The sequence below is a fragment of the Vibrio sp. NH-UV-68 genome (assembly GCF_042940635.1).
GTDB classification, from domain to species: domain Bacteria; phylum Pseudomonadota; class Gammaproteobacteria; order Enterobacterales; family Vibrionaceae; genus Vibrio; species Vibrio pacinii.
In genome coordinates, this window is sequence record NZ_CP134976.1 from 626,868 (window position 1) to 650,034 (window position 23,167).

At 45.1% G+C, this 23,167-nt stretch carries 26 protein-coding genes; 12 read left to right on the forward strand and 14 right to left on the reverse strand.

From position 1 onward, the window contains the following. Positions 1–303 precede the first annotated feature (303 nt). Positions 304–552 carry a hypothetical protein gene (locus ViNHUV68_RS17240; RefSeq protein WP_038177341.1) on the reverse strand — a complete coding sequence of 83 codons (249 nt, stop codon included), beginning with the start codon at positions 550–552 and terminating at the stop codon, positions 304–306. A 318-nt stretch (positions 553–870) separates the two neighbouring features. On the opposite strand from ViNHUV68_RS17240, the gene ViNHUV68_RS17245 reads away from it, so the two are divergent. Continuing rightward, positions 871–1,497 carry a DsbA family protein gene (locus ViNHUV68_RS17245; protein ID WP_391091780.1) on the forward strand — a complete coding sequence of 209 codons (627 nt, stop codon included), beginning with the start codon at positions 871–873 and terminating at the stop codon, positions 1,495–1,497. A gap of 59 nt (positions 1,498–1,556) precedes the next feature. Here the strand turns inward: ViNHUV68_RS17245 and ViNHUV68_RS17250 are convergent, their stop codons facing one another. Continuing rightward, positions 1,557–3,335, reverse strand: a complete 1,779-nt coding sequence (locus tag ViNHUV68_RS17250) for an alpha-amylase family glycosyl hydrolase (RefSeq protein WP_391091781.1) — start codon at positions 3,333–3,335, stop codon at positions 1,557–1,559. A 377-nt stretch (positions 3,336–3,712) separates the two neighbouring features. Here ViNHUV68_RS17250 and ViNHUV68_RS17255 point away from each other — a divergent pair, with 377 nt between their 5' ends. Continuing rightward, positions 3,713–3,907, forward strand: a complete 195-nt coding sequence (locus tag ViNHUV68_RS17255) for a hypothetical protein (RefSeq protein WP_100752632.1) — start codon at positions 3,713–3,715, stop codon at positions 3,905–3,907. A 55-nt stretch (positions 3,908–3,962) separates the two neighbouring features. On the opposite strand, the gene ViNHUV68_RS17260 is transcribed toward ViNHUV68_RS17255, so the two are convergent. Then, entirely contained in the window at positions 3,963–4,856 is an 894-nt protein-coding gene (locus ViNHUV68_RS17260; RefSeq protein WP_038177335.1) for a cation diffusion facilitator family transporter, read from the reverse strand. A 195-nt stretch (positions 4,857–5,051) separates the two neighbouring features. Further along, a complete protein-coding gene (locus ViNHUV68_RS17265) occupies positions 5,052–5,930 on the reverse strand; it encodes a LysR family transcriptional regulator (RefSeq protein ID WP_038177333.1) in 879 nt (292 codons plus the stop codon). A 143-nt stretch (positions 5,931–6,073) separates the two neighbouring features. On the opposite strand from ViNHUV68_RS17265, the gene ViNHUV68_RS17270 reads away from it, so the two are divergent. Next, positions 6,074–6,652: a class I SAM-dependent methyltransferase gene (locus ViNHUV68_RS17270; protein WP_038177332.1), complete on the forward strand. Its 579-nt coding sequence runs from the start codon at positions 6,074–6,076 to the stop codon at positions 6,650–6,652. A 46-nt stretch (positions 6,653–6,698) separates the two neighbouring features. Here ViNHUV68_RS17270 and ViNHUV68_RS17275 read toward each other — a convergent pair whose 3' ends face one another. Next, positions 6,699–8,699, reverse strand: a complete 2,001-nt coding sequence (locus ViNHUV68_RS17275) for an acetoacetate--CoA ligase (RefSeq protein WP_391091782.1) — start codon at positions 8,697–8,699, stop codon at positions 6,699–6,701. Positions 8,700–8,924: 225 nt separating this feature from the next. Here ViNHUV68_RS17275 and phhA point away from each other — a divergent pair, with 225 nt between their 5' ends. Beyond that, positions 8,925–9,716: a phenylalanine 4-monooxygenase gene (phhA, locus tag ViNHUV68_RS17280; protein WP_391091783.1), complete on the forward strand. Its 792-nt coding sequence runs from the start codon at positions 8,925–8,927 to the stop codon at positions 9,714–9,716. Continuing rightward, positions 9,709–10,038, forward strand: coding sequence for a 4a-hydroxytetrahydrobiopterin dehydratase (locus ViNHUV68_RS17285; RefSeq protein ID WP_391091784.1), 330 nt, complete (start codon positions 9,709–9,711; stop codon positions 10,036–10,038). Before phhA ends, ViNHUV68_RS17285 begins: the two co-directional genes overlap by 8 nt. A gap of 102 nt (positions 10,039–10,140) precedes the next feature. On the opposite strand, the gene ViNHUV68_RS17290 is transcribed toward ViNHUV68_RS17285, so the two are convergent. Beyond that, a complete protein-coding gene (locus ViNHUV68_RS17290) occupies positions 10,141–10,452 on the reverse strand; it encodes a hypothetical protein (RefSeq protein ID WP_391091785.1) in 312 nt (103 codons plus the stop codon). A 39-nt stretch (positions 10,453–10,491) separates the two neighbouring features. Continuing rightward, positions 10,492–11,055: a hypothetical protein gene (locus ViNHUV68_RS17295; protein WP_391091787.1), complete on the reverse strand. Its 564-nt coding sequence runs from the start codon at positions 11,053–11,055 to the stop codon at positions 10,492–10,494. 55 nt (positions 11,056–11,110) lie between these two features. Here ViNHUV68_RS17295 and ViNHUV68_RS17300 point away from each other — a divergent pair, with 55 nt between their 5' ends. The 4 genes from ViNHUV68_RS17300 to secF all read left to right on the forward strand — a co-directional run bounded on the left by ViNHUV68_RS17300 (position 11,111) and on the right by secF (position 15,224). Next, the gene (locus ViNHUV68_RS17300; protein ID WP_391091788.1) at positions 11,111–11,782 is read left to right on the forward strand and encodes a hypothetical protein; all 672 of its coding nucleotides are present in this window, start codon (positions 11,111–11,113) and stop codon (positions 11,780–11,782) included. Positions 11,783–11,905: 123 nt separating this feature from the next. Further along, a complete protein-coding gene (locus tag ViNHUV68_RS17305; protein WP_391091789.1) occupies positions 11,906–12,391 on the forward strand; it encodes a hypothetical protein in 486 nt (161 codons plus the stop codon). 76 nt (positions 12,392–12,467) lie between these two features. Continuing rightward, positions 12,468–14,318 carry a protein translocase subunit SecD gene (gene secD / locus ViNHUV68_RS17310; RefSeq protein WP_391091790.1) on the forward strand — a complete coding sequence of 617 codons (1,851 nt, stop codon included), beginning with the start codon at positions 12,468–12,470 and terminating at the stop codon, positions 14,316–14,318. A gap of 3 nt (positions 14,319–14,321) precedes the next feature. After that, positions 14,322–15,224 carry a protein translocase subunit SecF gene (gene secF, locus ViNHUV68_RS17315; protein ID WP_038177325.1) on the forward strand — a complete coding sequence of 301 codons (903 nt, stop codon included), beginning with the start codon at positions 14,322–14,324 and terminating at the stop codon, positions 15,222–15,224. Positions 15,225–15,315: 91 nt separating this feature from the next. Here secF and ViNHUV68_RS17320 read toward each other — a convergent pair whose 3' ends face one another. From ViNHUV68_RS17320 to ViNHUV68_RS17340, 5 genes are all read right to left on the reverse strand, one after another. Beyond that, positions 15,316–16,047: a dienelactone hydrolase family protein gene (locus ViNHUV68_RS17320; RefSeq protein ID WP_391091791.1), complete on the reverse strand. Its 732-nt coding sequence runs from the start codon at positions 16,045–16,047 to the stop codon at positions 15,316–15,318. A gap of 104 nt (positions 16,048–16,151) precedes the next feature. Next, complete coding sequence (gene yiaY, locus ViNHUV68_RS17325) at positions 16,152–17,300, reverse strand: L-threonine dehydrogenase (RefSeq protein ID WP_391091792.1); 1,149 nt, start codon at positions 17,298–17,300, stop codon at positions 16,152–16,154. Positions 17,301–17,631: 331 nt separating this feature from the next. Further along, positions 17,632–18,282 (reverse strand): isoprenoid biosynthesis glyoxalase ElbB, encoded by a 651-nt coding sequence (elbB, locus tag ViNHUV68_RS17330; RefSeq protein WP_391091862.1) that lies wholly within the window; start codon positions 18,280–18,282, stop codon positions 17,632–17,634. Positions 18,283–18,353: 71 nt separating this feature from the next. Then, positions 18,354–18,539, reverse strand: coding sequence for a hypothetical protein (locus tag ViNHUV68_RS17335; protein ID WP_391091793.1), 186 nt, complete (start codon positions 18,537–18,539; stop codon positions 18,354–18,356). Between the two features lie 75 nt (positions 18,540–18,614). Next, the gene (locus tag ViNHUV68_RS17340; protein WP_391091794.1) at positions 18,615–19,526 is read right to left on the reverse strand and encodes a LysR substrate-binding domain-containing protein; all 912 of its coding nucleotides are present in this window, start codon (positions 19,524–19,526) and stop codon (positions 18,615–18,617) included. A gap of 95 nt (positions 19,527–19,621) precedes the next feature. Between ViNHUV68_RS17340 and yjjG the strand changes: the two genes are divergently transcribed. Further along, positions 19,622–20,296, forward strand: coding sequence for a pyrimidine 5'-nucleotidase (gene yjjG, locus ViNHUV68_RS17345; RefSeq protein ID WP_391091795.1), 675 nt, complete (start codon positions 19,622–19,624; stop codon positions 20,294–20,296). Between the two features lie 99 nt (positions 20,297–20,395). Here the strand turns inward: yjjG and ViNHUV68_RS17350 are convergent, their stop codons facing one another. Both ViNHUV68_RS17350 and ViNHUV68_RS17355 read right to left on the reverse strand, forming a co-directional pair. Continuing rightward, positions 20,396–21,082 (reverse strand): WYL domain-containing protein, encoded by a 687-nt coding sequence (locus ViNHUV68_RS17350; protein ID WP_391091796.1) that lies wholly within the window; start codon positions 21,080–21,082, stop codon positions 20,396–20,398. 57 nt (positions 21,083–21,139) lie between these two features. Then, positions 21,140–21,460 (reverse strand): hypothetical protein, encoded by a 321-nt coding sequence (locus ViNHUV68_RS17355; RefSeq protein WP_391091797.1) that lies wholly within the window; start codon positions 21,458–21,460, stop codon positions 21,140–21,142. A gap of 193 nt (positions 21,461–21,653) precedes the next feature. On the opposite strand from ViNHUV68_RS17355, the gene ViNHUV68_RS17360 reads away from it, so the two are divergent. Together ViNHUV68_RS17360 and phnR are read left to right on the forward strand one after the other, a co-directional pair. Beyond that, the gene (locus ViNHUV68_RS17360) at positions 21,654–22,244 is read left to right on the forward strand and encodes a DUF1294 domain-containing protein (protein WP_391091798.1); all 591 of its coding nucleotides are present in this window, start codon (positions 21,654–21,656) and stop codon (positions 22,242–22,244) included. A 201-nt stretch (positions 22,245–22,445) separates the two neighbouring features. Further along, positions 22,446–23,150, forward strand: a complete 705-nt coding sequence (gene phnR, locus ViNHUV68_RS17365) for a phosphonate utilization transcriptional regulator PhnR (protein ID WP_391091799.1) — start codon at positions 22,446–22,448, stop codon at positions 23,148–23,150. Positions 23,151–23,167 lie beyond the last annotated feature (17 nt).

Below are 23,167 nucleotides of genomic sequence, written 5' to 3' on the forward strand. Positions count from 1 at the left end.
TCTAATGAAAATTTTATTACAAATCAATGAATGTCGTACCGTATATTGTGAGTGGTACAATAAAAAGTTGATATTGGCAGTATGTTCAACAATAAAGTTTTTATTTAAGATTATGATTATAAAGTGTTATTTGTTTTCGTGTGATGAGGAAATAAAAGCGAATGAATGTTTTTGAATCAGGCTGGGAATCTGACTGATGGGAAAGATAGCGGGAATTTAATTTTAGCTCTTAATGTTAGTCCTCAAAGGTGTCAGTAATAACAACCGAATCGATTTAGTGCTATTACTGACATTGGGCAACGATTAATGTTTGCGCTTAGGTCCGTGACGAACCATATCTTGTCCTGAGTGGAAAACCTCTTCAGTTACCCAGCGGCCCAAGACGAGCTGATTATCATCATCAAGCACGGCGACAAAACGTCGGCCATCGCTATTATTGGTTGCCAATACAACTCCGGCGGCGTTGCTTAATCCCATCATTCCGCTTTCAATCGCAACAAGAAAGGCTTCAAGTTCTTGTAGGTCGGCAATAATTCTATCGTCATTAATCATGTTATCTCTCAGTTTTACTGTGCTTTTCGTCAGGCAGTCAAGAGCCGAACTTATTCATCGGCGCTACTTTAACTAGCATAGTGAATAATTGCTACTAGTGAGTCGATAAGTGAATAAGCGTTAACCGTTCACTATGGTATTTTAACGTTTATGCCAGTCAGTTGGGCAATGCAGAGCGAGATGACCAGCGCTTGGTAATCAAGCGTTGCTAATTTAAATCGTGAGTCGCAGCAATGGTTCGTGACGTAGACAAAGCGACTTGTTACGCTGATTGAACGATTTACCCCCGATAGAATTAAATAGAGAGAATCCACTATTATGACGAAAATAACCCAAAACCGACTCTATTATGTTTATGACCCAATGTGTTCATGGTGTTGGGGTTACAAGCCTGTATGGGACAAGATACAACAAGCTTTACGGGATAAAATCGATATTCAGTTTTTGGTTGGTGGCCTTGCGCCTGATTCAGATGTTGCGATGCCGCAAGAGATGCAACAACAAATCGCGGCTTATTGGAAAAAAATTGAGAACTATTTAGGTACCCCGTTTAATTATGATTTTTGGATCCAAAATGTGCCCAGACGCTCAACTTATCCTGCTTGCCGAGCAGTATTAGCGGCACGCCAGCAAGGTGCAGAACTGGCTATGCTTGAGTCAATTCAACGTGCCTATTATCTTGAGGCGCGTAATCCCAGTGATAGTGATGTTTTGATTGAACTGGCTCAGCAGGCAGGCTTGAATCAACAGCAGTTCGTCGTAGATTATGGCTCAGCGGAAATCGACCAAATGCTCAAGCAAGAGATCGCCTTTGCGCGCAGTATCGGTGGCAATAGTTTCCCTTCGCTTTTTGTCGAAACGGCTCACGGGATAGTCGAGCTGCAGGTTGACTATCAATCTGCCCAAAACACTATTGGCCAGATTGAACAGTTGATTGATGAGTAACTAACCAATTGAGGCCGCTACTCACCATGCGAGAGCAAAAATCAATGCGTTTTGCTATTTTACCCAAGCTCATCTAAGCAGAGAAAGTGCGTGGCGAGCGGCGCCAAATGTATCGGTATGGTTGCGCCATGCTGATTAACTTGCATTGGGTAGCTTGTGTGATTGAGTTTATCGATAAGCTCATAATGGCCAGCTGACAATTGCCATAATTTGACCAAGTGATGAGGAATCGTCAGTTCAATTGTTTTGCCTTTCTCGCGACTGAAATTGGTGGCAATGATCACCGCTTGTTGGTTGTCTGAGCGCGCAAAGGCATACAACTGATGCTGCATATCGGCAAAGTTTTGGTAGTTTTCAGCGTAAAGGTCATGATAATCGCCGCTTAGCGCAGGGCTGCTTAACGCTAGGTTAAGCAGCCGAGAGTAAAACGCCCTTAGTGCCTTTTCAGACTCACTTAACAGTGCGCCATCAAAGCGGCCGTGATTCATCCAACGTTGATGACTAGGGACACCGATATAATCGAAAATTGAGGTACGAGAGGGTTGACCAAAGCCCGCCATCTCTGCGCCGATTTCTCCGACCTCTTGGCCAAAGTAAATCATGGTCGGTGAGGTCGATAGACAGGTCGATACCAACATCGCTGGCTTACCATTTTCCCCGCAGCCGGCAAAGTGCTCGCAGGCAAGGCGCTGCTCGTCGTGATTATCGAGAAAATGCAGCATGTGATGTTCGATATCGCGCAACTCATGCTGAATACGACCAATATCAGCGGTCGAAGCTTGGTGGCGAATTATGGCTTTTAAGGTGTCGTACAGATCCACCTTGTCATACAAGTAATCCATTTTACCCAGTTGAATATAATCGCGATAGAGCGCAGGTTGATACACTTCAGCGATCACTATCGATTGTGGGTTAGCATGTTTGATCGCTGAGTTTAAAAAGCTCCAGAATTCGACCGGAACCATTTCTGCCATATCAAAGCGAAAGCCATCCACCCCTTGTTGTAGCCAGTAGAGCGCGATATCACGAAATTTATACCAAGAGTCGGGCAGCGATTTTCCTTGCCAAAATTGGTAGTGATCGTGATGTGAACGATGGAGATACTCAGTGGGTAAAAGGTCGAAATCTTTTGAGCCATCAGGGCGTACTCCGTAATTAATCTTAACGGTTTCGTACCAATCGTCATGATTTGGTTTCGCCAGTCGAGATCCATTACCCGTCCATTTGGCCGGACATTCGTGGTAAGGCGTTGTTAAGTCGGGATGTGCCTCACCACCAAGCGCAGGTTGATGCGTCAACGTGTCTGGCAGCTCAAAGCGTTGGCCAGGAATATAATAGAAATTGTTATCGCGTTGGTATTCAACATGGGGGTTATCGTCAGCGCCAAAGTCGCGCACGCCATCAGGATTGTTGCGGCCTTTATACACTCGAGCGACATGGTTGGGGACGATATCAATAATCACCTTCATACCAGCGTTGTGCGTGCGTTTGATCAGGGCGGAAAACTCTTGATTACGCTTAGCAGGGTCATCAGCAAGATCTGGGTTTACTGAGTAGTAGTCTTTAACCGCATAAGGTGACCCCGCGCGGCCTTTGACAACACTTGGGTGATCATTGTCAACGCCAATCTCGGTGTAATCGCCAACTAAAGCGTGATGAGGTATGCCAGTGTACCAGATATAAGTGATACCAAGTTGACGGATCTTTTCTAAGGCGAGATCAGTAAAATCGCTAAATTTACCAACGCCATTTTGTTCAATGGTGCCCCAAGCTTGATTGTTGGAGTTGGTATTGCCAAACAGACGGGTGAAAACCTGATAGATATTATGCTTTTTCATTTTGTCGGGTCGCTATCTTTGTTTGCATATAGGCTAGATCATGGCTCAAGTTAGCAACTCATCCCTTAATCAACCATCGGGGGCGTAGAGATGGAAAGTGTGATTGAGGTTTCGCTTTCGGCGTGAGACGCTCAAATCAAAGGCTTGGTTGGAGCAGTGTGTGACTAGTCACTAATTCTCGTTAATAGTTAGAATAAAGTCACAAAACCAAGATTCATTTTTCTATTCAAACATCAGTATAAACGGTATAAATTGCTTTTATATCAACGTTTAGTATGGTGTTAAGCCGTGATATTTTCACCAGATACGATGTTGACACAGCAGAGCGGTTTTCTACGCTTAGTGATGAACTAACGTCAGATGAAAAGGAGAACATAATGGCGAGATTCCAACAAGACATCCCCAAGCGCGTTACCGTTTATCACGATGATATTGATCAAGAAAAAGCCCTCAAAAATGCCATGTTGCCTGAAAAGCCAAGATACTTTAATGGTTCCCCGACATACGAGGCGAACAGCATTGATGAGTTTAAAGATAAATTAAGTCACATCGGGATGTCATTGGATAATTAACATTCGCAGACCCAGTAATGATAATAGGCAGCCATCGCGGCTGCCTATGTTGTTTTTAGTGGGCGATGTTCATGGTGAGGTTAAGATCGAGGGATAGTCTCGATAACTTGTCTTTTAAAATACGACGTGTCTTTTCTAGATCTGCTACCTGCAGTTGCTGGCCAACGGGGTGCACATCCAGTTTTACACGCAACTCACGTCCAACTTTGGTCACAGCTGCCACTTCGAATTGTTGTGCCACTTGATGTTTTAGTGCTGACACTTCTTGATCCACAGCTTGGCAGATCTCTTCGGTGGGTTTCATCATTAGCATTTCACGTAGTGCGCCACGCAGCATGTCGAACGGCACCTTGATGAAATAGAAAGACATTAAGATCATCATCATTGGGTCAGCATAGACGGCGAACTGTGCAAAAGGAGACAATGACACGAACCAAGCAATAATAAATCCAAGTGTGACCGCCACACTGAGCAAGGTGTCCATTTGCCACTGTTTCGTTTCGGCTTCGATCAGGCCTGAAGAGAAGCGTTTAGACTTCTTAGCAATATGCCACCATGCATAGCCACAACCAAGTACGTTGACAACACCAAATAGCGTCGCGATGCTCGTATCGACTTCACGGCCGCCACTCATTACTGAAATGACCGCAGAATATAGCGAATAGCCGACGATGGCCAAAATGACACTGCCTTTGGTGGCGATAACAATCGGTTCTAGTACCGATTTACCAAATGGAAACTGACGTTTCGATGGGCGTTCAATAAACTTAGAGACAGCCAGCGACAATAATGTTAACAGTAGGCTGACTAAGGAATAAACACCATCAAAAACAATTACCAATGAACCGACAAGCAAACCAAGTATCAAACCTCCGGCGGCAAAGCCCGATGCAAGCATTGCTGAGAAGGTTAAAATACGTTTTTCGTTTAGGCTTGTCCTAGCACACATGGTGAACTCTCTTATTTGAATACCTGTATAGTGTTCTCATTTTAAGAGAATTAGACAACTACAATCTGATTGAAGAGTAAGTGATTTTGAGTGAATTTTAAACATTGCCAATAAAAACAATGGCTTATATCAATATCTTGCCGTCATTAATTTTGACGCTGAGTGACCTTAATCACTGAAAAGGCTTGAATTTATTTAGAAGTCAAAGAGATATTCGTTTAATTTGTCTGCCAACCAAGACATGCCTGGGTGCTCAGCCATCCCTGCTGCAGTAAACATACAATAGTCCTCTTGGGTTAAACCGTAAGTATGCTTGATGACGGCAAGTTCTTGCTGACGCAGTAAATGACGGATCAGTGGCTCAGGAAGAACTCCCCAAGCATTCTCTTTCAGAATGGTGTTAAGCATGTAATCAAAGCTTGAAAAGCCAATATAACGCAGAGAAAACGGCTGTAGTTCAGGGTTATCCTTCTCATTGAGGTAAACCATCACTGCTTGCATCGCATTACGTAGGTCATCGTCCGAGACGCGACGCAGACGGGCGAGAGGGTGGCTTGAACGACACACCGACATCATCCGAATTTTACCAAGCGGTTGGTAAGTAATGTGAGGATTATCGATACGTTCATAGTCAACACCAAAAGCAAAGTCGACTTGTGATGTAGCGACTAAGTTAGCGAGGTCGCCACTTGAAGCGAGCACGGTATTAAACGAGGTCGCGGGGAAGCGATTATTCAATCGGTGCGATAAATCTTGCCACAATTCGTCAGGCAGTGAGTCGTCACGAGCGATCCATATTTCGGCGTTAAACTCACCTGAAACTTGAGCGCAAGTTTGGCGGATACGTGCAGCGGTAACCAATAAGTTTTGGCTATCTTTATAGATGGCTTTGCCTGCTTCTGAAAGCATCAGATTATTACCGCTACGAACAAACAGTTCGACGGCAAGATCTTTCTCTAATGCTTTGATTGCCATGCTTAATTTGGTGCGATTACACTCTAACTGACGCGCTGCCTCCGAAACGGAACCCGTATCAGCAACAGTACAGAATGCTTCGATCTGCGATAAGTTCATCTTTTAAACAAATTGGTTGGCTTAAAAGCGATATTATCTCAATCTTAGCGAATTGTCTGTTTTCCGAATTGAAATGCTATTAATTTCATGTAGTTTTGATACTCTTGGTAACGCCTAATGAATGTAGTTACAGGGAGATCATGATGGCTAATAGTTGGGACGATGTCGCGGCAAACTGGGACTCGGAAGCATCCACAAATACCTATGCGGACAAAGCGTTGCAATCTTTGCTTCAGTTCGTTGATGTGAAAGGAATGCACATTTTAGATTTTGGTTGTGGAACCGGACTACTCAGTCAACGTTTGTCACCAATGGTAAAAGATATTGTGGCATTAGACAGTTCTGAAGCCATGATCGAACAACTCGATATGAAAGAGCTACCCAATGTAGAACCTGTTGTTGATACGCTCACTCGTGGTTTGGTTGCGTTGCATCCGGCGTTTCGCACCCAGTTTGACTTAGTGGTGGCGTCATCGGTATGCAGTTTTGTGCCGAGTTACTCTGAAGTGGCGGATATTGTTTTTAGCCTAATTAATAAAGAGGGCTACTTTATCCATTGGGATTGGTTGTCAGAGACCGATGAACCGGGCGGCATGACCATTCAACATGCTCAGCAAGTCTTGACCAGTGTCGGGTTTAGCCGCGTCGAGATAACCACACCATTTGAGGTTGAAACACCACAAGGCAAGTTCAAAGTCTTGATGGCCTTGGCGCAGAAATAGTCATAAATACAAATTGAAGCCCGGCAATGATGCCGGGTTTTTTGTTTCAGCTAATAGGCTGGCGCTGATATTGCGCGACTTCCTCAAGTGCCGAAGGGTTGGCTATCGCGCCCAAATTTTGTACGTCGAGCCCGTGCAGCACCTGCTTGACTGCCAACTCGACTAATTTACCTGATTTCGTCTTAGGAATTTCATTTAATCGATAGATCTCAGCAGGAACATGGCGAGGTGAGCACTGTATGCGTAAGGTTTGCTTGATACTTTGTTGCAATTCGTCATCGAGCACAGCGCCATCAGTCAGTTGGACAAACAGCACCACGTTTTCATCACCATCAACACGTCTGGCGACGGCGATTGAGTCTTGAATTTCCTCTAGTTGATTCACTTGCTGATAGATTTCAGCTGTGCCGATGCGAACGCCGCCCGGATTGAGCGTTGTATCGCTTCGGCCATAGAAAATCATCCCGCCGTGTTGGGTCATTTCTACATCGTCACCATGATGCCAAGTATCGTTGAATTTATTCCAATAGGCGTTATGGTAGCGTTCACCATTGTCATGCCAAAAGCCGAGTGGCTGATTGGGGAAACTATTGCGACAGACGAGTTCACCTCGCTGTGCAACGACTTCTTTTCCCTGCTGGTCGAATACCGTTACATCCATTCCTAAACCTGCGCCTTGGCACTCGCCGCGATAAACCGGAGAAATAGGATTACCCAAGACAAAACAACCACAGATATCAGTGCCACCCGCAATTGATGCTAGATGAACATCAACCTTGATTGATGAGTAGACAAAATCGTATTGTTCTGGATAGAGTACCGAGCCTGTTGAGCAGAGGGTTTTGAGCGAATCAAGCGTAAACGAATTGCTTGGAGTAAACTGACTTTTTTGCAGCGCTTCTAGGTATTTTGCCGAAGTACCAAACAGCGTCACTTGCGCTTCTTGTGCCAATTGCCAAAGAACGTTGGGGTTAGGGTACATTGGGCTACCATCAAAAATGACCAAAGTAGCGCCGCTGGCTAGTGCAGATACATGCCAGTTCCACATCATCCAGCCACATGTCGTGTAATAAAACACGCGATCTTTCGGTTGAACGTCACAATGCAATTGATGCTCTTTGAGATGGCTAAGGATAGTGCCCCCAACCGAATGAACAATGCACTTAGGCTTGCCGGTGGTGCCTGATGAATAGAGCACAAACAAGGGGTCGTTAAAACTGATGCGTTCGAAGTTGATCCCGCGCGGTAGAAAGCTGGCTAAGATCGCTTGCCAATCGGAAAAGAAATCGCCGTGGTCGTCTTGAGACAAATCGGTTTGTAGATAGTCAATCTGACAAGTATTAACCAGGCTGGGAAGTGCATCAGAGATTTGACGATTTTTTTCTTCGATATGAAAGGTTTTACCGTTGAAGTCATAGCCGTTACAGCAAAACAGTACTTTAGGGTTGACCTGACCGAATCGCTCTATCACGCTTTCAGTGCCAAAATCGGGCGAGGTTGATGTCCAAATCGCGCCAAGGCTGGTGGTGGCGAGCATCGCGATAACGGTTTCTGGCATATGCGGCAGATAACCCGCGACGACGTCTCCTTTTTCTACGCCATTGTGTTTTAGCCATTGCTGTAATATTGACACTTGATCACACAGATCTTGCCAAGTGAGCTGACGACTTTCACCGCGTTCATTTTTGAACCAAATCGCCGTATCATCGGGGGCTTGAAACGAATAGGCCAGTAGGTTTTCAGCGTAGTTAAGTTGTGATTGTGGGAACCAAATGGTGTCGCGACTTGGATTAAAAGCCCCCCATTTGGCTAGACCTTCACCCAAAATACAGTCGCCTTTGTAGCCGATCACGTCACAAAACTGCCAAATCTCTAACCAAAAATCTTTCTTGTAATCGATAGACCATTGATGCAGTTCTGCATAGCTATCGATAATATCGCCTTGAATATTAACGTGTTTCATAAAATTACTAAGATTGGATGACTCAATTCGGTCACTACTCGGCACCCAAATAGGGTCGGGAAAATTTGGGGCTGGGTTAGTCATGACATCCTCGTCTCATCGCTCTCCGTTATAGAATTAAGTTTTGATGAATTTATAAGCAAAGTCAAACTTAGCCCACGACAACAGATAGCTGAAAAATAAGAAAAAAGCCGTCAAATGTAAACATTATGTTACACAGAGGACTGTAGGCAGAGTACGCCGATAAAATTGTCACCAGCCAGTGGTAGAGATAGTCTGAATGTGAAGGAATTGTTAATGGAGCTAGGTATGGCGCAATATCATTCTAAACCTGTCAATGCTCAGGGCATTGTTGATTGGAGCATAGAAGAAGATCTAATCTGGCGAGATTTGGTCAAACGTCAACATCATTTGGTGGAAGAGCGTGCTTGTAAAGAGTATCTAGCGGGCCTTAAGTTATTGGACTTACCGCTAGAGCGTGCACCACAGATTGTCGATATTAACCAGGTGCTTAAAGAGGCAACGGGTTGGCAAGTCGAGCCTGTACCTGCTTTGATTAACTTTGACCGTTTTTTCGCGCTTTTGGCCGAGAAAAAATTCCCAGTTGCGACCTTCTTACGCAGTCGGCAAGAGTTTGATTACCTACAAGAACCAGACTTCTTTCATGAAATATTTGGTCATTGTGCAATGTTGACCAATCCTGAATTCGCCGAGTTTACTCGCACCTATGGCATGTTGGGCCGCGAAGCATCGGACAAAGAAAGGGTTTATTTGGCACGACTTTACTGGTTTACCGTTGAGTTTGGTTTGGTTAAAGAGGGAGACACGACCAAGATTTATGGTGGAGGGATTTTATCTTCGCCAGGTGAAACGCTCTATTCATTAGACGACCCACAAGCCAAGCGCGAAACGTTTGATATCAATACGGTGTTAAGAACACCGTATCGTATTGATATTATGCAGCCAGAATATTTTGTGCTGGAGGATATCAAACAGCTTTACCAACTAAGTCAGACAGATTTGATGCATCATGTTAAACAGGCAATGAAAGCCGGTTTACTCCCCCCACTATTTGAACCAAAGGAAGTGACTCATGCTTGATGAATTACGCTGCGAAGCTTGCACTAGTAGTGCTGCGGCATTAGGTGCTGAAGAGAGACGATTGCTGCTTACCGAGCTTGAAGGTTGGCAATTACTTGAACGTGATGGTATCCCGCAGTTAGAAAAAGTGTATACGTTTAAGAACTACAAACTAGCATGGGCGTTTGCCAATAAAGTGTCAGAGCTTGCTGAACACGAGTTCCATCATCCGGCGATATTGCTCGAATGGGGTAAAGTAACGGTAACCTGGTGGAGCCATTCTATCAAAGGGTTACACCAGAACGATTTCATCTGCGCAGCGAAGTGTGATCAAATCAATTAACCGAGAAGAACGAAGCATGCCCATGCTTCGTTCTTATGTCTAGATGTTAATATACACACTCTAATACGGGGCGATTCCGGCTTCAGCTCGCGTTGCTATCTCTTAAAGAAGATGGTTGAAACTCAGCTTTTCAGCAACGATACCACTTAACTTATCTTCGGCTTTCAAGCGGGCGAGGACGAACATCATTGAATTCGCATCTTGCTGTTCGAGTCGAGCGACACTGCTACGATTACTGTTTAGTGAGTGTGACATTGTCTCTAATTGCTCGTCGATCTTCTCTGTTTCATAGTGATACACCGAAATGTAGCAGGCCGCTGCAACTGCCGCACCAACCTCCAAATAAGCAACGTATTTTTTTAGAGAAAGAACAAGTTTCAATGTTGAAATGATCAGTAATAATGAAACATGCACTTAATCGTGCCGCCAATTAAATGCAAATGATTATTGATGTCAATTTTTGTCAGGCTGTTGTTTCGCTTGCTCAAGCGCTTCAATTTCGTTTTGATATCTCAGCTGTAAGGCAATGAGTTTAGTGAGTAAGTCTTCAATTTGCTTGCTTAACGCTTTATTAAGCTGTGAGTAGTTGAGGCTCGTTATTGCATTACTTTGATTGTCGACCTGCTGACAGTGTTTACTTATTGCTCGCCAACGTCGCTGTTGGTCAGCCACTTGCTCGATTAAAGGCGCAAGCTCACTCCGTTCTTGTTCGATGCGATTGACCACTGATTGGGACGCGGATATTTGGGCGTTCATACTGGAATGAAAGAGGTGTTTATTGCTTCGCCAAAAGCTGCGAATTTCTTCTCGACTAAACTCTTGGTAGAGGAAAGGTTGTTCGCGATGAAAGGCAAGAAACTGATTGTATCTTCGAGCATGCTGGTTGTACTTGCTATCAAGGGTTTGCTGAAGTTTGAGGGAGCGGTTCCATGAATATTCGTCACAATGGGCTGCACTCAACTGAAAAGGTAAAGTGATTAGCAGGGCTGCCGTTATAATAATGTAGTGCCATTTCATTGCGATAGCTGTTTTGGTCGTCACTCGATAAGTATAGGAAAAGAATGAGACGAATATGAAAAAGGTCATAATGGCGGTTTTACTGTTGCTCGGCGTTGCCTGCGCAGGTGCTGGCTACTACATCTTTTACTACAAGCCGCAGCAAGATGCATTGGCATTGGAGCAAGCACAGGCGCAAGAAGAGCCGGTAGTACCGCTTGTTATTCTTGAAGATGAGCCAGAGCCACCACCACCGCCGCCTCAAACTGATTACTATGTAAATCCAGATAAACTTGGCGTACGTGAGGCTCCAGACTACGACGCGTTTATCGAGAGCGTGGTGTATCGGGGTGATAAGTTACATATTTTAGAGAAAAAAGACGGTTGGGGACGCATTTCTGCTTACTTTGTTTATGAAGAAGGCGGCCCAGAAGTCGCAGAGTGGGTGCCAATGGAAGCGTTACTCGAAGTGCCTCCCACCATTACTAAAAAAGAGCGCATGACAACGCTGAGTGAATATATTGAAGACTCAGATGATTTCAAGCAGCACTTTGAAATGTTTATTAGTACCACCGACCAATTGATCAAAGATGGCACTTGTACGCCATTAGATTTTGAAGAGACCAAAGGGTGGATTCGCTCAGTAACGTTTAGCGAGCAAGAGGCTTACTTTGTTTATTGTGGTGGTCTCAAGCAAGCCAATAAGATTTACTTAAATATTCGTACCGGAAAAATCTTTTATCGTTAGTGACTGTTTATTAGAGCAATAACCGCGTAGACCTAAATACAAACTGAGCTTTTAGAAATTTTTAGTTGCCTGTGTTTTATCTTAGTTCTACTATCACGCTGTTATTGACTATTTGGCGTGTTAATGTTTCAACGGCTTACTTCTATTATTTGGCTATTTATGTTTGCGATGGTGCTTCCAACGCAAGCCTTTGGCTATTTATTGCAAGCCGAATCGGAAGTTTCTGCACGGTTAAATAGTGGCACTAACGCTCAGACTCTCTACACACACCAAGCTGTTCAAGCGCTGTTTGATAAGGTTAAGCAGCAGCCAGAGTCTGAGCCTGTTACTCAATCTGAAGTTTCTCAAGATTGGCTGGCGATTATTCATGGTCACCGATGGCTCAATGGCAACCGTCATTTTGCTGAGGGCGAATCATCATCAAATGGTGACTTGCCTAACGTTGAATCAGCAGCAGTTCCGTTATATCACCTTTACAACAAATTACCGCGCGTCGAGCAGTACTTAGCTCAGGCCGCTCGCTACCCATCTTCTTATCGTATCTCAGGCTGGAAAGAATCCAACGCCTTGTACGTTGCTCTCAATAGCCAATTTACTCCTATTTGTTAACTGACTTTACTGATGGTTTTAGCCATCACTGTGATTTTTAGGCGTAGTTACACCGCGCCCCGTTAAGTTAAGAAATATGAAAAAAATGAATCCTGCGAAACAGGCCAAATCTGCGCGCCTGATGAACCACTATTCTGTTTGGAAGTACGTGGTATTAATTGTCACTGTGGTGATGCTGACCTTAAGTGCTATTCCAACATGGTATGGTGAAAAACCATCGATACAAGTGACAGTGTCACCTGATGCAGAACACTCAGTGTTGAATGATGTCACCGAGCTAAATCATTACCTACAACAACACGATGTCCAAACCAGTCAAATTGAGCAAAAGGGTACTCTGACGACGTTGGTGTTTGACAATGAAACGGACCAAACACAAGCGCGGCAATTGCTTGATACATTGCTGCGGCCAGATGACTCGATTACCTTTTCCTACGTGTCTGTTGCTCCGACATGGCTGTCTGATTTTGGTTTTAGTCCAATTAAGTTGGGTTTAGATTTACGTGGGGGAGTGCAGTTTTTACTCAATGTTGATATCGACAAAGCGTTTGAAGATCAACGTAATAGCTTGACAGAAGAGACGCGAGACTTCCTGCGTCAAGAGCGATTACGCAGTGTACAAATCACGTTAGTCGGTTCTGAAGCATTTGAAATTAAGTCAAATGATCAAAAAGCGCTTAGCCAGGTTACGCAGTTTTTAAACCACAACTATGGCGGTTGGGATATCAAACGTCACTCAGATTCTCTCGTGGTAAAACCAACGGTTGAGAACAAGAGTGAGTTTCAATCGGTCACTTTGCAGCAGAACTTGAAGATCATGCGTGGCCGCATTGAAGAGCTTGGCATTACCGAAGCGTTAGTTCAGCGACAAGGTGAGCACAGCATACGTATTGAGCTGCCGGGTGTTCAAGATCCTTCGCTAGCCAAAAACGTTATAGGAGCGACCGCAAGTTTAGCATTCCATGAAGCACGCACACCGTCTGACAGCAAAGCGTATGGTGATGTGGTGCTAAAGAACAACGAAGGAATGGATGTGACTTTGGCCAAGCGTCCAGTATTAACGGGTGAACACATCATTAATGCGCGCGCTGGGATGGATAAAATGGGCTTTTCTGAGGTGAATATTTCCCTCGACCATGCGGGAGGGAAGATCATGAGTGATTTCTCTGCCGATCATATCGGTAAACCGATGGCGACTGTTTATCGTGAATACACCACCAATGCCCAAGGTGAAACAGAACGTAGTGAACGAGTCATTAGTATTGCAACCATCCAGTCTCAGCTCGGTAGCCAGTTCCGAATCACAGGGGCGGGTTCAATGGAAGATGCACAAAACTTATCGTTGCTGTTGCGTGCAGGTTCACTGACCGCACCTGTTACCATCGTTGAAGAGCGCACCATTGGCGCTTCACTTGGCGCGGAGAATATTCAAAACGGCTTTGCTGCTTTGGCGTTAGGTTTAGCGATGACGTTAACTTTCATGGCGTTATGGTATCGCCGTTTAGGCTGGGTTGCCAATGTTGCGCTGTTAGTGAACATGGCTTGTTTGCTTGGCTTAATTGCCTTGCTGCCTGGCGCTGTACTGACCTTACCTGGTATCGCTGGTTTAGTGTTGACCGTCGGTATGGCAGTCGATACTAATGTTCTGATATTTGAGCGGATTAAAGACAAACTGGCAGAAGGGCGTACATTCGCTCAGTCTATCGATCTTGGCTTTGATAGCGCACTCAGTACCATTTTAGATGCCAACATTACCACTATGATTACGGCTGTGGTGCTCTATTCAATTGGTAATGGCCCGATTCAAGGTTTTGCTTTAACGCTTGGGCTAGGTTTGTTAACCAGCATGTTCAGTGGCTTATTTGCCTCGCGAGCAATCATCAATTTGGTTTGGGGACGCGATGCGCGTCGCGATGTAAGGGTTTAAGTCATGGTCGAATTTTTTAAACAACGTATCCGTCGTATTCGTTACATTACCAGTTTTGTTTCGTTGGCCTTAATGGTTGTTTCGTTAATCGCACTGTCCATCAATGGATTAAATCTAGGGCTTGATTTCACCGGTGGTATGGTCACAGAAGTCAAAGTTGACGATCAACTGACGCACACACAAATGGTTGAGGTTTTGCAACCAGAACTAGGGCCGTTTACTAACGTAACGCACTCTGACCAAGATGGGCGTTGGGTGGTGCGCTATCCCGTTCCTCAGCCGGGCGAGCAGGGTGCGGATTTAACGCAATTGCTCACAACGATCTCTCAACAAGTCGAGGTTATCAGCAATAGTATGGTTGGTTCTCAGGTTGGCGAAGACCTAATAGATCAAGGTGGTCTTGCACTGTTGATTTCGATGTTATCGATCTTAGCTTATCTCTGTTTTCGTTTTGAGTGGCGACTAGCAAGCGGATCTCTACTAGCATTGGTGCACGATGTGGTGTTGGTACTGGGCTTTTTTGCTGCAACACAGATGGAATTCAATTTAACGGTGTTTGCCGCAATACTGGCGATTCTTGGTTACTCCCTCAATGACTCAATAATCATCGCCGATCGGATCCGAGAATTATTGGTGGCGAAGCAGGCGTTACCTACTGAGGAGATCAATGACCAAGCTATATTGGCGACCTTTTCACGAACTATGGTGACGTCGGGTACGACTTTGATGACGGTCTCTGCACTATGGGTTTTAGGGGGTAGTGCCTTACAAGGGTTTGCTATTGCTATGTTTATCGGTATTTTGTCGGGCACTTGGTCTTCGATATCAATTGGTACCGTTTTACCTGAATGGTTAAAGCTTGAACCCAAACATTACTTACCGATAGAAGTCGATAACGCGCCGTAAGCGCAAATAATCATAACAACAAATAATCGCTAAAGCCCCAGGTCTTCAGACTTGGGGCTTTACGTTCTTACCAATATCGCGAAGCGCTATCTTACCGAGTTGTGGCCGTTAAGAACTGGGAAAAGCTTGCCCACGATTTTTCATCGGCATCTTGACGATAACGAGGACTGCCAAAGACGGTAAAGGCGTGTGGTGCGCCGCTGTAGGTTATCATCTCATGGCTGACTTGTGCGGTCTCAAGCTGCTCTGCCAACGAGGCAAAATCTGACATAGAAATCGCGCTGTCAGCGGTGCCGTGCAAGACCATAATTGGTGCTTTGGTCATCTGATAATCTTGCCCTTCAGGTGTACTCAGGCCACCATGAAAAGTAACAAACCCTTTGGCCTGCATTCCAGCTCGCGCAGACTCGAGGACCGCAGCACCACCGAAACAGTATCCCATTACAACGGCGTTGTCGGCATTTGCCCCTAAACTTGCGGCAAAATCTAAGCTACCTTGCATTAGAGCGCGCAATTTGGCTCTGTCTTGGTACAACTCGCCAGTGTGTTGTTTCTTGTCTTTAACTTCAGTCGGACGTACGCCTTTACCAAAAAGATCGGCGGCGAAAACGTTATAACCCATTTCATTGAGCATTTGCGCTCGTTTCACTTCATAGTCAGTCAAGCCGTCCCAATCGTGAATCAACAATACGAGTGGTGCATCATCACTGACTTTCGCCCAGTAACCCTCGTATTCATTACCATTTACATTGTAAACTCTATTTTCACCCGCCCATGTGAGCGATGAAACAGCTAGCAAGCAAAGCCCAAGTATCGATTTCATTGTACACCTCCGTTTGTTGTACAAGTGTAGTACGTAATTTAACGAGGGAAAGTACAAAAAGCCTCCCGAAGGAGGCTAGAACTGCAAGGAAATCGAAAGCACCTCTACATAGCGGCTTGGAAGATCGCGGAGATTTCGTCGCGAGTCGCTTGCTTCGGGTTGGTAAAGCCGCACGCATCTTTGAGTGCGTTATCCGCTAGGGTCGGAATATCTTCAAGTTTTGCACCAAGCTGCTCGATACCATTTGGTATACCGACATCTTTCGCGAGGGTGACAATGGCACTAATGGCGGCATCTGCACCTTGCTCTGGCGTCATTCCCGCGACATTTACCCCCATGGCTTTGGCAACGTCGCGCAGGCGTTCTGGACACACTTGAGCGTTATAGCGCTGAACGTGAGGCAGTAAAATCGCGTTACACACACCGTGTGGTAAGTCATAGAAGCCGCCCAACTGGTGCGCCATGGCGTGGACATAGCCAAGTGACGCGTTGTTAAACGCCATGCCTGCCATAAATTGGGCATAGGCCATTTGCTCGCGCGCTTCAATGTCGTCACCGTTAGCGACGGCAGTGCGAAGGTGAGCTTGGATCAACTCTATCGCCTTAATAGCCACCGCATCGGTAATCGGCGTCGCTGCAATCGAAACATAGGCTTCTATGGCGTGTGTCAATGCATCCATGCCAGTTGCCGCTGTTAACGAAGCGGGTTTGGCCAGCATGAGTTCGGGGTCGTTCACTGAGATAAGTGGCGTGGTATGTTTGTCGACGATGGCCATCTTAATGTGGCGCTCTTCATCGGTAATAATACAAAAGCGCGTCATTTCTGAAGCAGTACCTGCGGTGGTGTTAATCGCAATCAGCGGAAGCATAGGCTTGGCGGACTGATCCACTCCCTCATAATCGCCGATCTGACCACCGTTGGCGGCGACTAGAGCGACCCCTTTAGCGCAGTCATGCGGTGAACCTCCACCCAACGAGATAACAAAATCACACTGGTGTTGCTTAAGTAGTGCAAGGCCAGCGTTGACGTTGCCAATGGTTGGGTTAGGTTGAGTCCCATCGAAGACCACTGTCGATACATCGCGTTCGCTTAGCAAGTCCTGAACTTGCTTAACCACACCGATTTGATTGAGTACGTTGTCGGTCACGATCAGGCCGTTTTTAAAGCCTTGTGCCTGAATACTGTCTGCGGCGTCTTTTAAACAGCCGGCGCCCATGAGGTTAACAGTAGGGATGAAAAATGCACTTGTCATTGGATTGCTCCGTTATCGTTATCGTTATTGTTTGCTTTCTGCAATTAGACTCGCATAAAAATCCGCGCAAGAAATTTGATCTCCGACAAGATTCGATGGCAAATAGGCGAGGGGAGAATCGGAAGTGTGATCCTCATTCATACGGTTAGTTTTAATGAATAAACTTGTTAATAATTAGTGGTTTAGCGCAATCGTTTTCTCAACATATTTAGATAGATAGGCCCGATGAAGCCAAAACTTGGTGGCGAGAAAAAGCAACCCTTTGCTCAAATAACCAAGCAAAGGGCGATAAAAAAGTGAATAAAATTTGTGCTTATTTGTGGTACTTGACTTACGCGAGTTCGACAAGGTGAGTGACGAGTTTGTCGATGCCAGCGGAGGCCTGTGAAATCGTCTCGGCAAGCATATAAGCGGGGCTTGAGAGAACCACATGTTCTGGGTCGAAAATCACGTCTTCTACCGCGCAGTCGACATGCTGCCCCCCGAGTTGATTGAAAGCGGCGGCGATGGCTTGATCCTTGCCAACGGTACCTTTTACTCCGTTAGGGTAAATCATCGGGATAATGATAGGTGCAATGCACAAATAGCCTGCCGGTTTTTTTGCGAGGGCAAAAGCACGACATGCTGAGGCGACATGGGCGTTGATACTGCATTCGGCGCCGTTCACGGCGAAGTCGGTTAGATTTTTGGCGGCGCCAAAACCACCGGGCAGCAAGAGGGCGTCATACTCGTCGACATTGAGCTTGGCGACATCCTCAATGTTGCCGCGGGCGATTCTCGCCGCCTCGATCAACACATTGCGTTTTTCATCCATCTCTTCGCCAGTTTGGTGGTTAATGACGTGTAACTGGTCAATGTTGGGAGCAAAGCAGTGCCAACTTGCGCCGCCCTTTTCTATCGCATGCAGGGCTAATACTGCCTCATGAATTTCTGCGCCATCAAACACACCTGAACCACTTAATATCACAGCGATTTTTTTCATCATTGATTCCCCTTAATTTATTCAGGGGTCGATCCTAGCCAAATTTTTTCGTCAACGATCTGATGAGGCTCTCATTCTTCAGTTTCGTCTTGGTCATGGCCTGAATCAGTTTGTTCAAACTCTTGTTGCCCGAGATCAGCGAGATCTTCGGAGTAGTTTTTTACTAAGAAAGGGGTCAGCATGATGCTTGAGGGGAAAAAGCGTTTCATAATGTTCTCGACTAAGAATTGAATCCGTACCGCTATTGTCGATTGCACTTTGGCTCGGCGAGTTGTTTTAAGTCATTAAATTCAGCGAGTAATAGAATTAAGAGTTGAATTGTGAGCATAGCATCACATCCATTGATCCCAGTAAGGTTCATCAGAGCCTAGTTTGTCGCTGATGAAATCGATAAAAGCCCTCACCTTCAAAGGCATATGTTTACGTTCAGGAAATACCGCATAGACTGCGTGTTCAGGCAGTTGGTAGTTAGGTAGAACGACGTCAATCGCCCCCGCGATAATGTCTTTACCAACGATAAAGGTCGGTAAGTTGCCAATGCCGCTACCAGCGAGTACGGCGCGCCGAATGGCTTCACTATTGTTGACCATCAAACGTCCCTTAGGAATTACACTGTATTGATGATTGGTGGTATTAAGTCGCCATTCATTGCCACCACGGTAATAGCTATACTGCAAGCAGTTGTGCTGGGATAGATCACTAGGCCGCACTGGTGTGCCTTGATGTTTGAGGTAGTCAGGCGAGGCGCACAAGACACTTTTACATGGCGCGAGTCGTTTGGCGACCAAGTTAGACAAAGGGAGATGACCAATGCGGATCCCCAAATCAAACCCTTGCTGGACTAAATCGACCATTTTATCTTCCAATTGAAGATCAATATCGACCTCCGGATACAAAGCCATAAACTCTGCGATTAATGGTGCAATATGCAATACACCAAAAGACATCGGGGCGGTTAATTTTAGGCGGCCACGGGGCTGTCCTTGCAACTCGGTAACCGCGTCGATGCCTTGTTGTGCAAGGCTATAGGCCTGAATGACGTATTGGTAATATCGCTGCCCTGCTTCGGTTAAGCTGAGTTTTCTGGTGGTGCGATTAAGGAGACGTATACCGAGTTCATCTTCTAACTGAGTGATACGTTTACTCACCGCCGATTTGGTGATGTTTAAACGTTGGGCTGCACTAGAAAAACTGCCATTTTCAACCACAGAGATAAATATAGGGATAGACGAGAATGCGTACATTGTTGATTATTAGTAAACAATTAATTCAATTTTTAAAGATTATCATTAAATTGAAAACAATCTACAATAAAGCGATAAAAATGAGGAGAAGATAAATGAAGTACGATTGGATCTTGTTTGACGCTGACGAAACCCTGTTTCATTTTGATGCTTTTAAAGGGATGCAGTTGATGTTTTCACGCAAAGGCGTTGAATTCACCCAACAAGACTTTGCTGACTACCAAACCATTAATAAACCTTTGTGGGTTGACTATCAGGATGGGAAAATTACCGCTGATCAGCTTAAACACAACCGTTTCATCGAATGGGCTGAAAAGCTTCAGACGACGACAGCCGAGCTTAATAGTGCATTTTTAGAAGCGATGGCAGACATTTGTACCTTACTGCCTGGAGCGAGGGAGTTGATGGACGCGGTTCATGGTCGAGCGAAAATGGGGATCATTACCAATGGCTTTACCGAGCTTCAGGCGATTCGTTTAGAACGAACAGAAATGGCGCATTATTTTGAACACGTAATTATTTCTGAGCAGGTGGGGGTTGCCAAACCTGATCAAGCGATATTCAATCATGCATTAGAGAAGATGGGCACACCGTGTAAAAGCAAAGTGTTAATGGTTGGTGATAATCAACATTCCGATATTCTCGGTGGCATTAACTTTGGCATTGAGACGTGTTGGCTTAATCATCAGGGCGTCGAGCAAGATTCAAATATCTCGCCAAATTACACCGTTAGCTCGTTGCACGAGTTAAAAGATATTATTTTGGCATAACTTCCCAATCGACTGGTTGACTGTGCTGTAGCGTAATCTCAGATCAGCATAGGTGTTAGTTGGCGATGAATATTACGCCGACTTTGATAACTTGACTGACTAATTCCTTGGTGTCTTGATGGTGATGTAGTGTTCCAAGTTCTTGTTCTGGGTTGTTTCGAACACTTCATCAAGCAAATTGAGTTTCTCTATTCTGTCGATACGAAAATGTCGATAGTCATCGCGAAGCTCACACCAAGCGACTAGCGTCCAAACTTTCCCCCAAAAAATCTGACCTAACGGCTGGAGTTTACGCTTGGTTCTTTTGTCTTGCAGGTCACGGTAGCTCATTAATATTTTCAATTTGGCATCAGTGGCATGCCTAAGCATTTTACTGCGCATTGCCGTATCCGAGTTAGTGTGTAGATCTGGCACAAACAGTGAGCAATCTTCGACCTGCTTTTTCAATTGATCAGGTAGCACAGAGAGAATTTTGACTGAGGCTGTTTTACTGGCTTGAGCTAACTCGTCATCCGACCAAGCTCGAACCATGCGCATACCTAGTTCCAGTGCGATCATCTCTTTTTCTGTAAACATCAGCGGCGGTAGGTGTGAGCCTCCTTGTAGCATATAACCAACACCTGTTTCACCCTGAATGGGCACACCGGAGTTAAGTAGCGACTGAATGTCTCGGTATATCGTGCGCTCACTCACTTCCATCTGCTCAGCCAATTGGGCGGCAGTTACTGCGAAGCGCTTGGCGCGTAAAAGAGTGAGGAGTTCAAATAATCGTTCAGATTTACTCACAGTTAATCCTAAGTGTGTTGAGAAAGGGGGAGTCAGTTGTGCTCCCCCAGCTCAAAGCTATTGGTATTTGGCAGCTAAGTCAGACATCATTATTGTTTGATGTTGCATTATCACAGATGCAGGGTCAATCAGTGCCATCAGAGGTTGACAGTCTGGGCAGGCAACAAATTGTTCACCCGCCTTTTTGGCATTTTCTATCGAATCCCAATAGACAACATCTGTCCAAGTATTTGAGTCATTATCGAAGCTCAGCGAACGATACTCAAATCCAGGCAGTGTAGATACGAATTTCTGACTTTGTTCACTTGCTGCGATGAGTTTTTCACTGGTGGCATTATCAGCAAGTTTGAAACAGACAATCTCAACAATACTTTTCATTTTTATTTCCCTTTGGTTTGATTTCATGACGACTTTACTACCTGCTTGTGTCAGAAGCTGTCAGTAGTGCTCTAGTTCAAAAAAATGCATTTAATTGTTCAAAATATGCACATAGTTTTGTATGTGTGCTAATGGTTAATTGAGTGAACAATTTAAGATGCTGTAAAAGCACATGGCTAGGTAAGGAAGCAATATGTCTATTCAAGGGACGATTGCGCATTGGGACCAGAGCAAAGGCTATGGTTACATTGCTGTCGACAACCAAGATACCAAAGTTTTTTTTCACGCGAGTGACCTAGAAAATGGAGCAAAAGAGCCTTTTATCAGTGAGCCAGTGATCTTTCGTTTAGGCTCAGATGAAAAGGGAGCAATGTGTGCGGTCGAGGTTGAACGTCCATTGGTGTTTAACTTTTCGTTGGCAATTGCCCTGTGGTTTTGCTGCATTTTACTCGGTAGTGTTGTACTACTCGACTTTCCTTTAATCGCCTGTGTTTTTTACTTGGCAATGAGCACTATTACGTACATTGGATACGCGTTTGATAAGCAGGCGATGCTCGCAGGAGGAACGCGCATACCTGAGAGTGTGTTTCACATGTTGAATATCTTTGGCGGATGGTTAGGCGCTTTATGTGCACAAGTATTTATGCACCACAAATACCACGATCTTGGGTTCAAGTTTCTATTTTGGTTAACGTTGGCGTTGAATATCATCATTTATTGCTGGGCGTTAACTGACCATGGTGCGCAAGTGTTAACGACGACGATTGCTTCTATAACGGTATAAGTTGACCACTCATGATGCAAGCAGCGTTAAAGTGCTTCTTGTGCGGTCTGTTGGATGCAATAATTTCGGTCACGCTCATGACATTCGATCCATTTCAGTTTAATGTAAGTCTGAATTTATTGCGTTAAATCATTGAACTAGGCACTGCTGACTCAATCATTTATCGCTACCACATGGCGTGAGTTGGGAGTCAGACAGACTGTGCAGTATGTGATTATTAAAGATGCTATTGTTGAGCAAATAGAGTCTGGTCTGTTAGCTCCTAGGCAAAAGTTACCCGCCGAGAGAAAGCTGGCTGAGTCGTTCAATACCACTCGAGTGACATTGAGAGAGGCTCTATCATTACTTGAGTCAGAGGGGCGCATCTATCGAGAAGATCGACGCGGATGGTTCATCTCTCCTCAAACACTTAGGTATGATCCTACACAGACCCAAAGTTTCACTGAATTGGCTCAGGCGCAAAATCGCACACCAAAGATTGAGTTAATATCAACCAAGGCTATGGTGGCCAATAAACAGGCTGCGACTTTACTCAATCTTCCGCCATTTTCAGATATCTATCGAGTTGACCGTGTACGCTACCTTGAACAGCGCCCCGTTGCTTATGTCATTAATTACATTCGACCGGAACTGTTTAGGCATTTATTGGATTTAGAATTGTCGAACTCCCTGACTGATATTTATCGCCAGCATTACGATATGGTCTATCAGAAGGTGCGCTATCGAATTAGCACGAGTTCTTTGTTTGGTGATATCAGCCAGGCTTTGAGAGCGACAGCAGGGACACCTGCCATGATTATTGAACGGCTCAATTACAACCAAAATGGCGAACTTATGGATGGTGTCATCGAGTACTGGCGCCACGATGCGATAAGCATTGAGTCGACCACTGAACTAAATCGTTAAGTACCGCTTGCTAAAAA

Excerpts from the sequence above, each read along its gene's own strand:
- secD (WP_391091790.1), top strand. The coding sequence starts at position 12,468 with ATGAAAAAAATGAATCCTGCGAAACAGGCCAAATCTGCGCGCCTGATG.
- yiaY (WP_391091792.1), bottom strand. The coding sequence starts at position 17,300 with ATGACAAGTGCATTTTTCATCCCTACTGTTAACCTCATGGGCGCCGGC.
- ViNHUV68_RS17355 (WP_391091797.1), bottom strand. The coding sequence starts at position 21,460 with ATGAAAAGTATTGTTGAGATTGTCTGTTTCAAACTTGCTGATAATGCC.
- elbB (WP_391091862.1), bottom strand. The coding sequence starts at position 18,282 with ATGAAAAAAATCGCTGTGATATTAAGTGGTTCAGGTGTGTTTGATGGC.
- secF (WP_038177325.1), top strand. The coding sequence starts at position 14,322 with ATGGTCGAATTTTTTAAACAACGTATCCGTCGTATTCGTTACATTACC.
- ViNHUV68_RS17270 (WP_038177332.1), top strand. The coding sequence starts at position 6,074 with ATGGCTAATAGTTGGGACGATGTCGCGGCAAACTGGGACTCGGAAGCA.
- ViNHUV68_RS17320 (WP_391091791.1), bottom strand. The coding sequence starts at position 16,047 with ATGAAATCGATACTTGGGCTTTGCTTGCTAGCTGTTTCATCGCTCACA.
- ViNHUV68_RS17360 (WP_391091798.1), top strand. The coding sequence starts at position 21,654 with ATGTCTATTCAAGGGACGATTGCGCATTGGGACCAGAGCAAAGGCTAT.
- ViNHUV68_RS17340 (WP_391091794.1), bottom strand. The coding sequence starts at position 19,526 with ATGTACGCATTCTCGTCTATCCCTATATTTATCTCTGTGGTTGAAAAT.
- ViNHUV68_RS17250 (WP_391091781.1), bottom strand. The coding sequence starts at position 3,335 with ATGAAAAAGCATAATATCTATCAGGTTTTCACCCGTCTGTTTGGCAAT.
- ViNHUV68_RS17260 (WP_038177335.1), bottom strand. The coding sequence starts at position 4,856 with ATGTGTGCTAGGACAAGCCTAAACGAAAAACGTATTTTAACCTTCTCA.
- ViNHUV68_RS17295 (WP_391091787.1), bottom strand. The coding sequence starts at position 11,055 with ATGAAATGGCACTACATTATTATAACGGCAGCCCTGCTAATCACTTTA.
- ViNHUV68_RS17245 (WP_391091780.1), top strand. The coding sequence starts at position 871 with ATGACGAAAATAACCCAAAACCGACTCTATTATGTTTATGACCCAATG.
- phhA (WP_391091783.1), top strand. The coding sequence starts at position 8,925 with ATGGCGCAATATCATTCTAAACCTGTCAATGCTCAGGGCATTGTTGAT.
- ViNHUV68_RS17255 (WP_100752632.1), top strand. The coding sequence starts at position 3,713 with ATGGCGAGATTCCAACAAGACATCCCCAAGCGCGTTACCGTTTATCAC.
- ViNHUV68_RS17305 (WP_391091789.1), top strand. The coding sequence starts at position 11,906 with ATGTTTCAACGGCTTACTTCTATTATTTGGCTATTTATGTTTGCGATG.
- ViNHUV68_RS17275 (WP_391091782.1), bottom strand. The coding sequence starts at position 8,699 with ATGACTAACCCAGCCCCAAATTTTCCCGACCCTATTTGGGTGCCGAGT.
- ViNHUV68_RS17240 (WP_038177341.1), bottom strand. The coding sequence starts at position 552 with ATGATTAATGACGATAGAATTATTGCCGACCTACAAGAACTTGAAGCC.
- ViNHUV68_RS17300 (WP_391091788.1), top strand. The coding sequence starts at position 11,111 with ATGAAAAAGGTCATAATGGCGGTTTTACTGTTGCTCGGCGTTGCCTGC.
- yjjG (WP_391091795.1), top strand. The coding sequence starts at position 19,622 with ATGAAGTACGATTGGATCTTGTTTGACGCTGACGAAACCCTGTTTCAT.
- ViNHUV68_RS17285 (WP_391091784.1), top strand. The coding sequence starts at position 9,709 with ATGCTTGATGAATTACGCTGCGAAGCTTGCACTAGTAGTGCTGCGGCA.
- ViNHUV68_RS17265 (WP_038177333.1), bottom strand. The coding sequence starts at position 5,930 with ATGAACTTATCGCAGATCGAAGCATTCTGTACTGTTGCTGATACGGGT.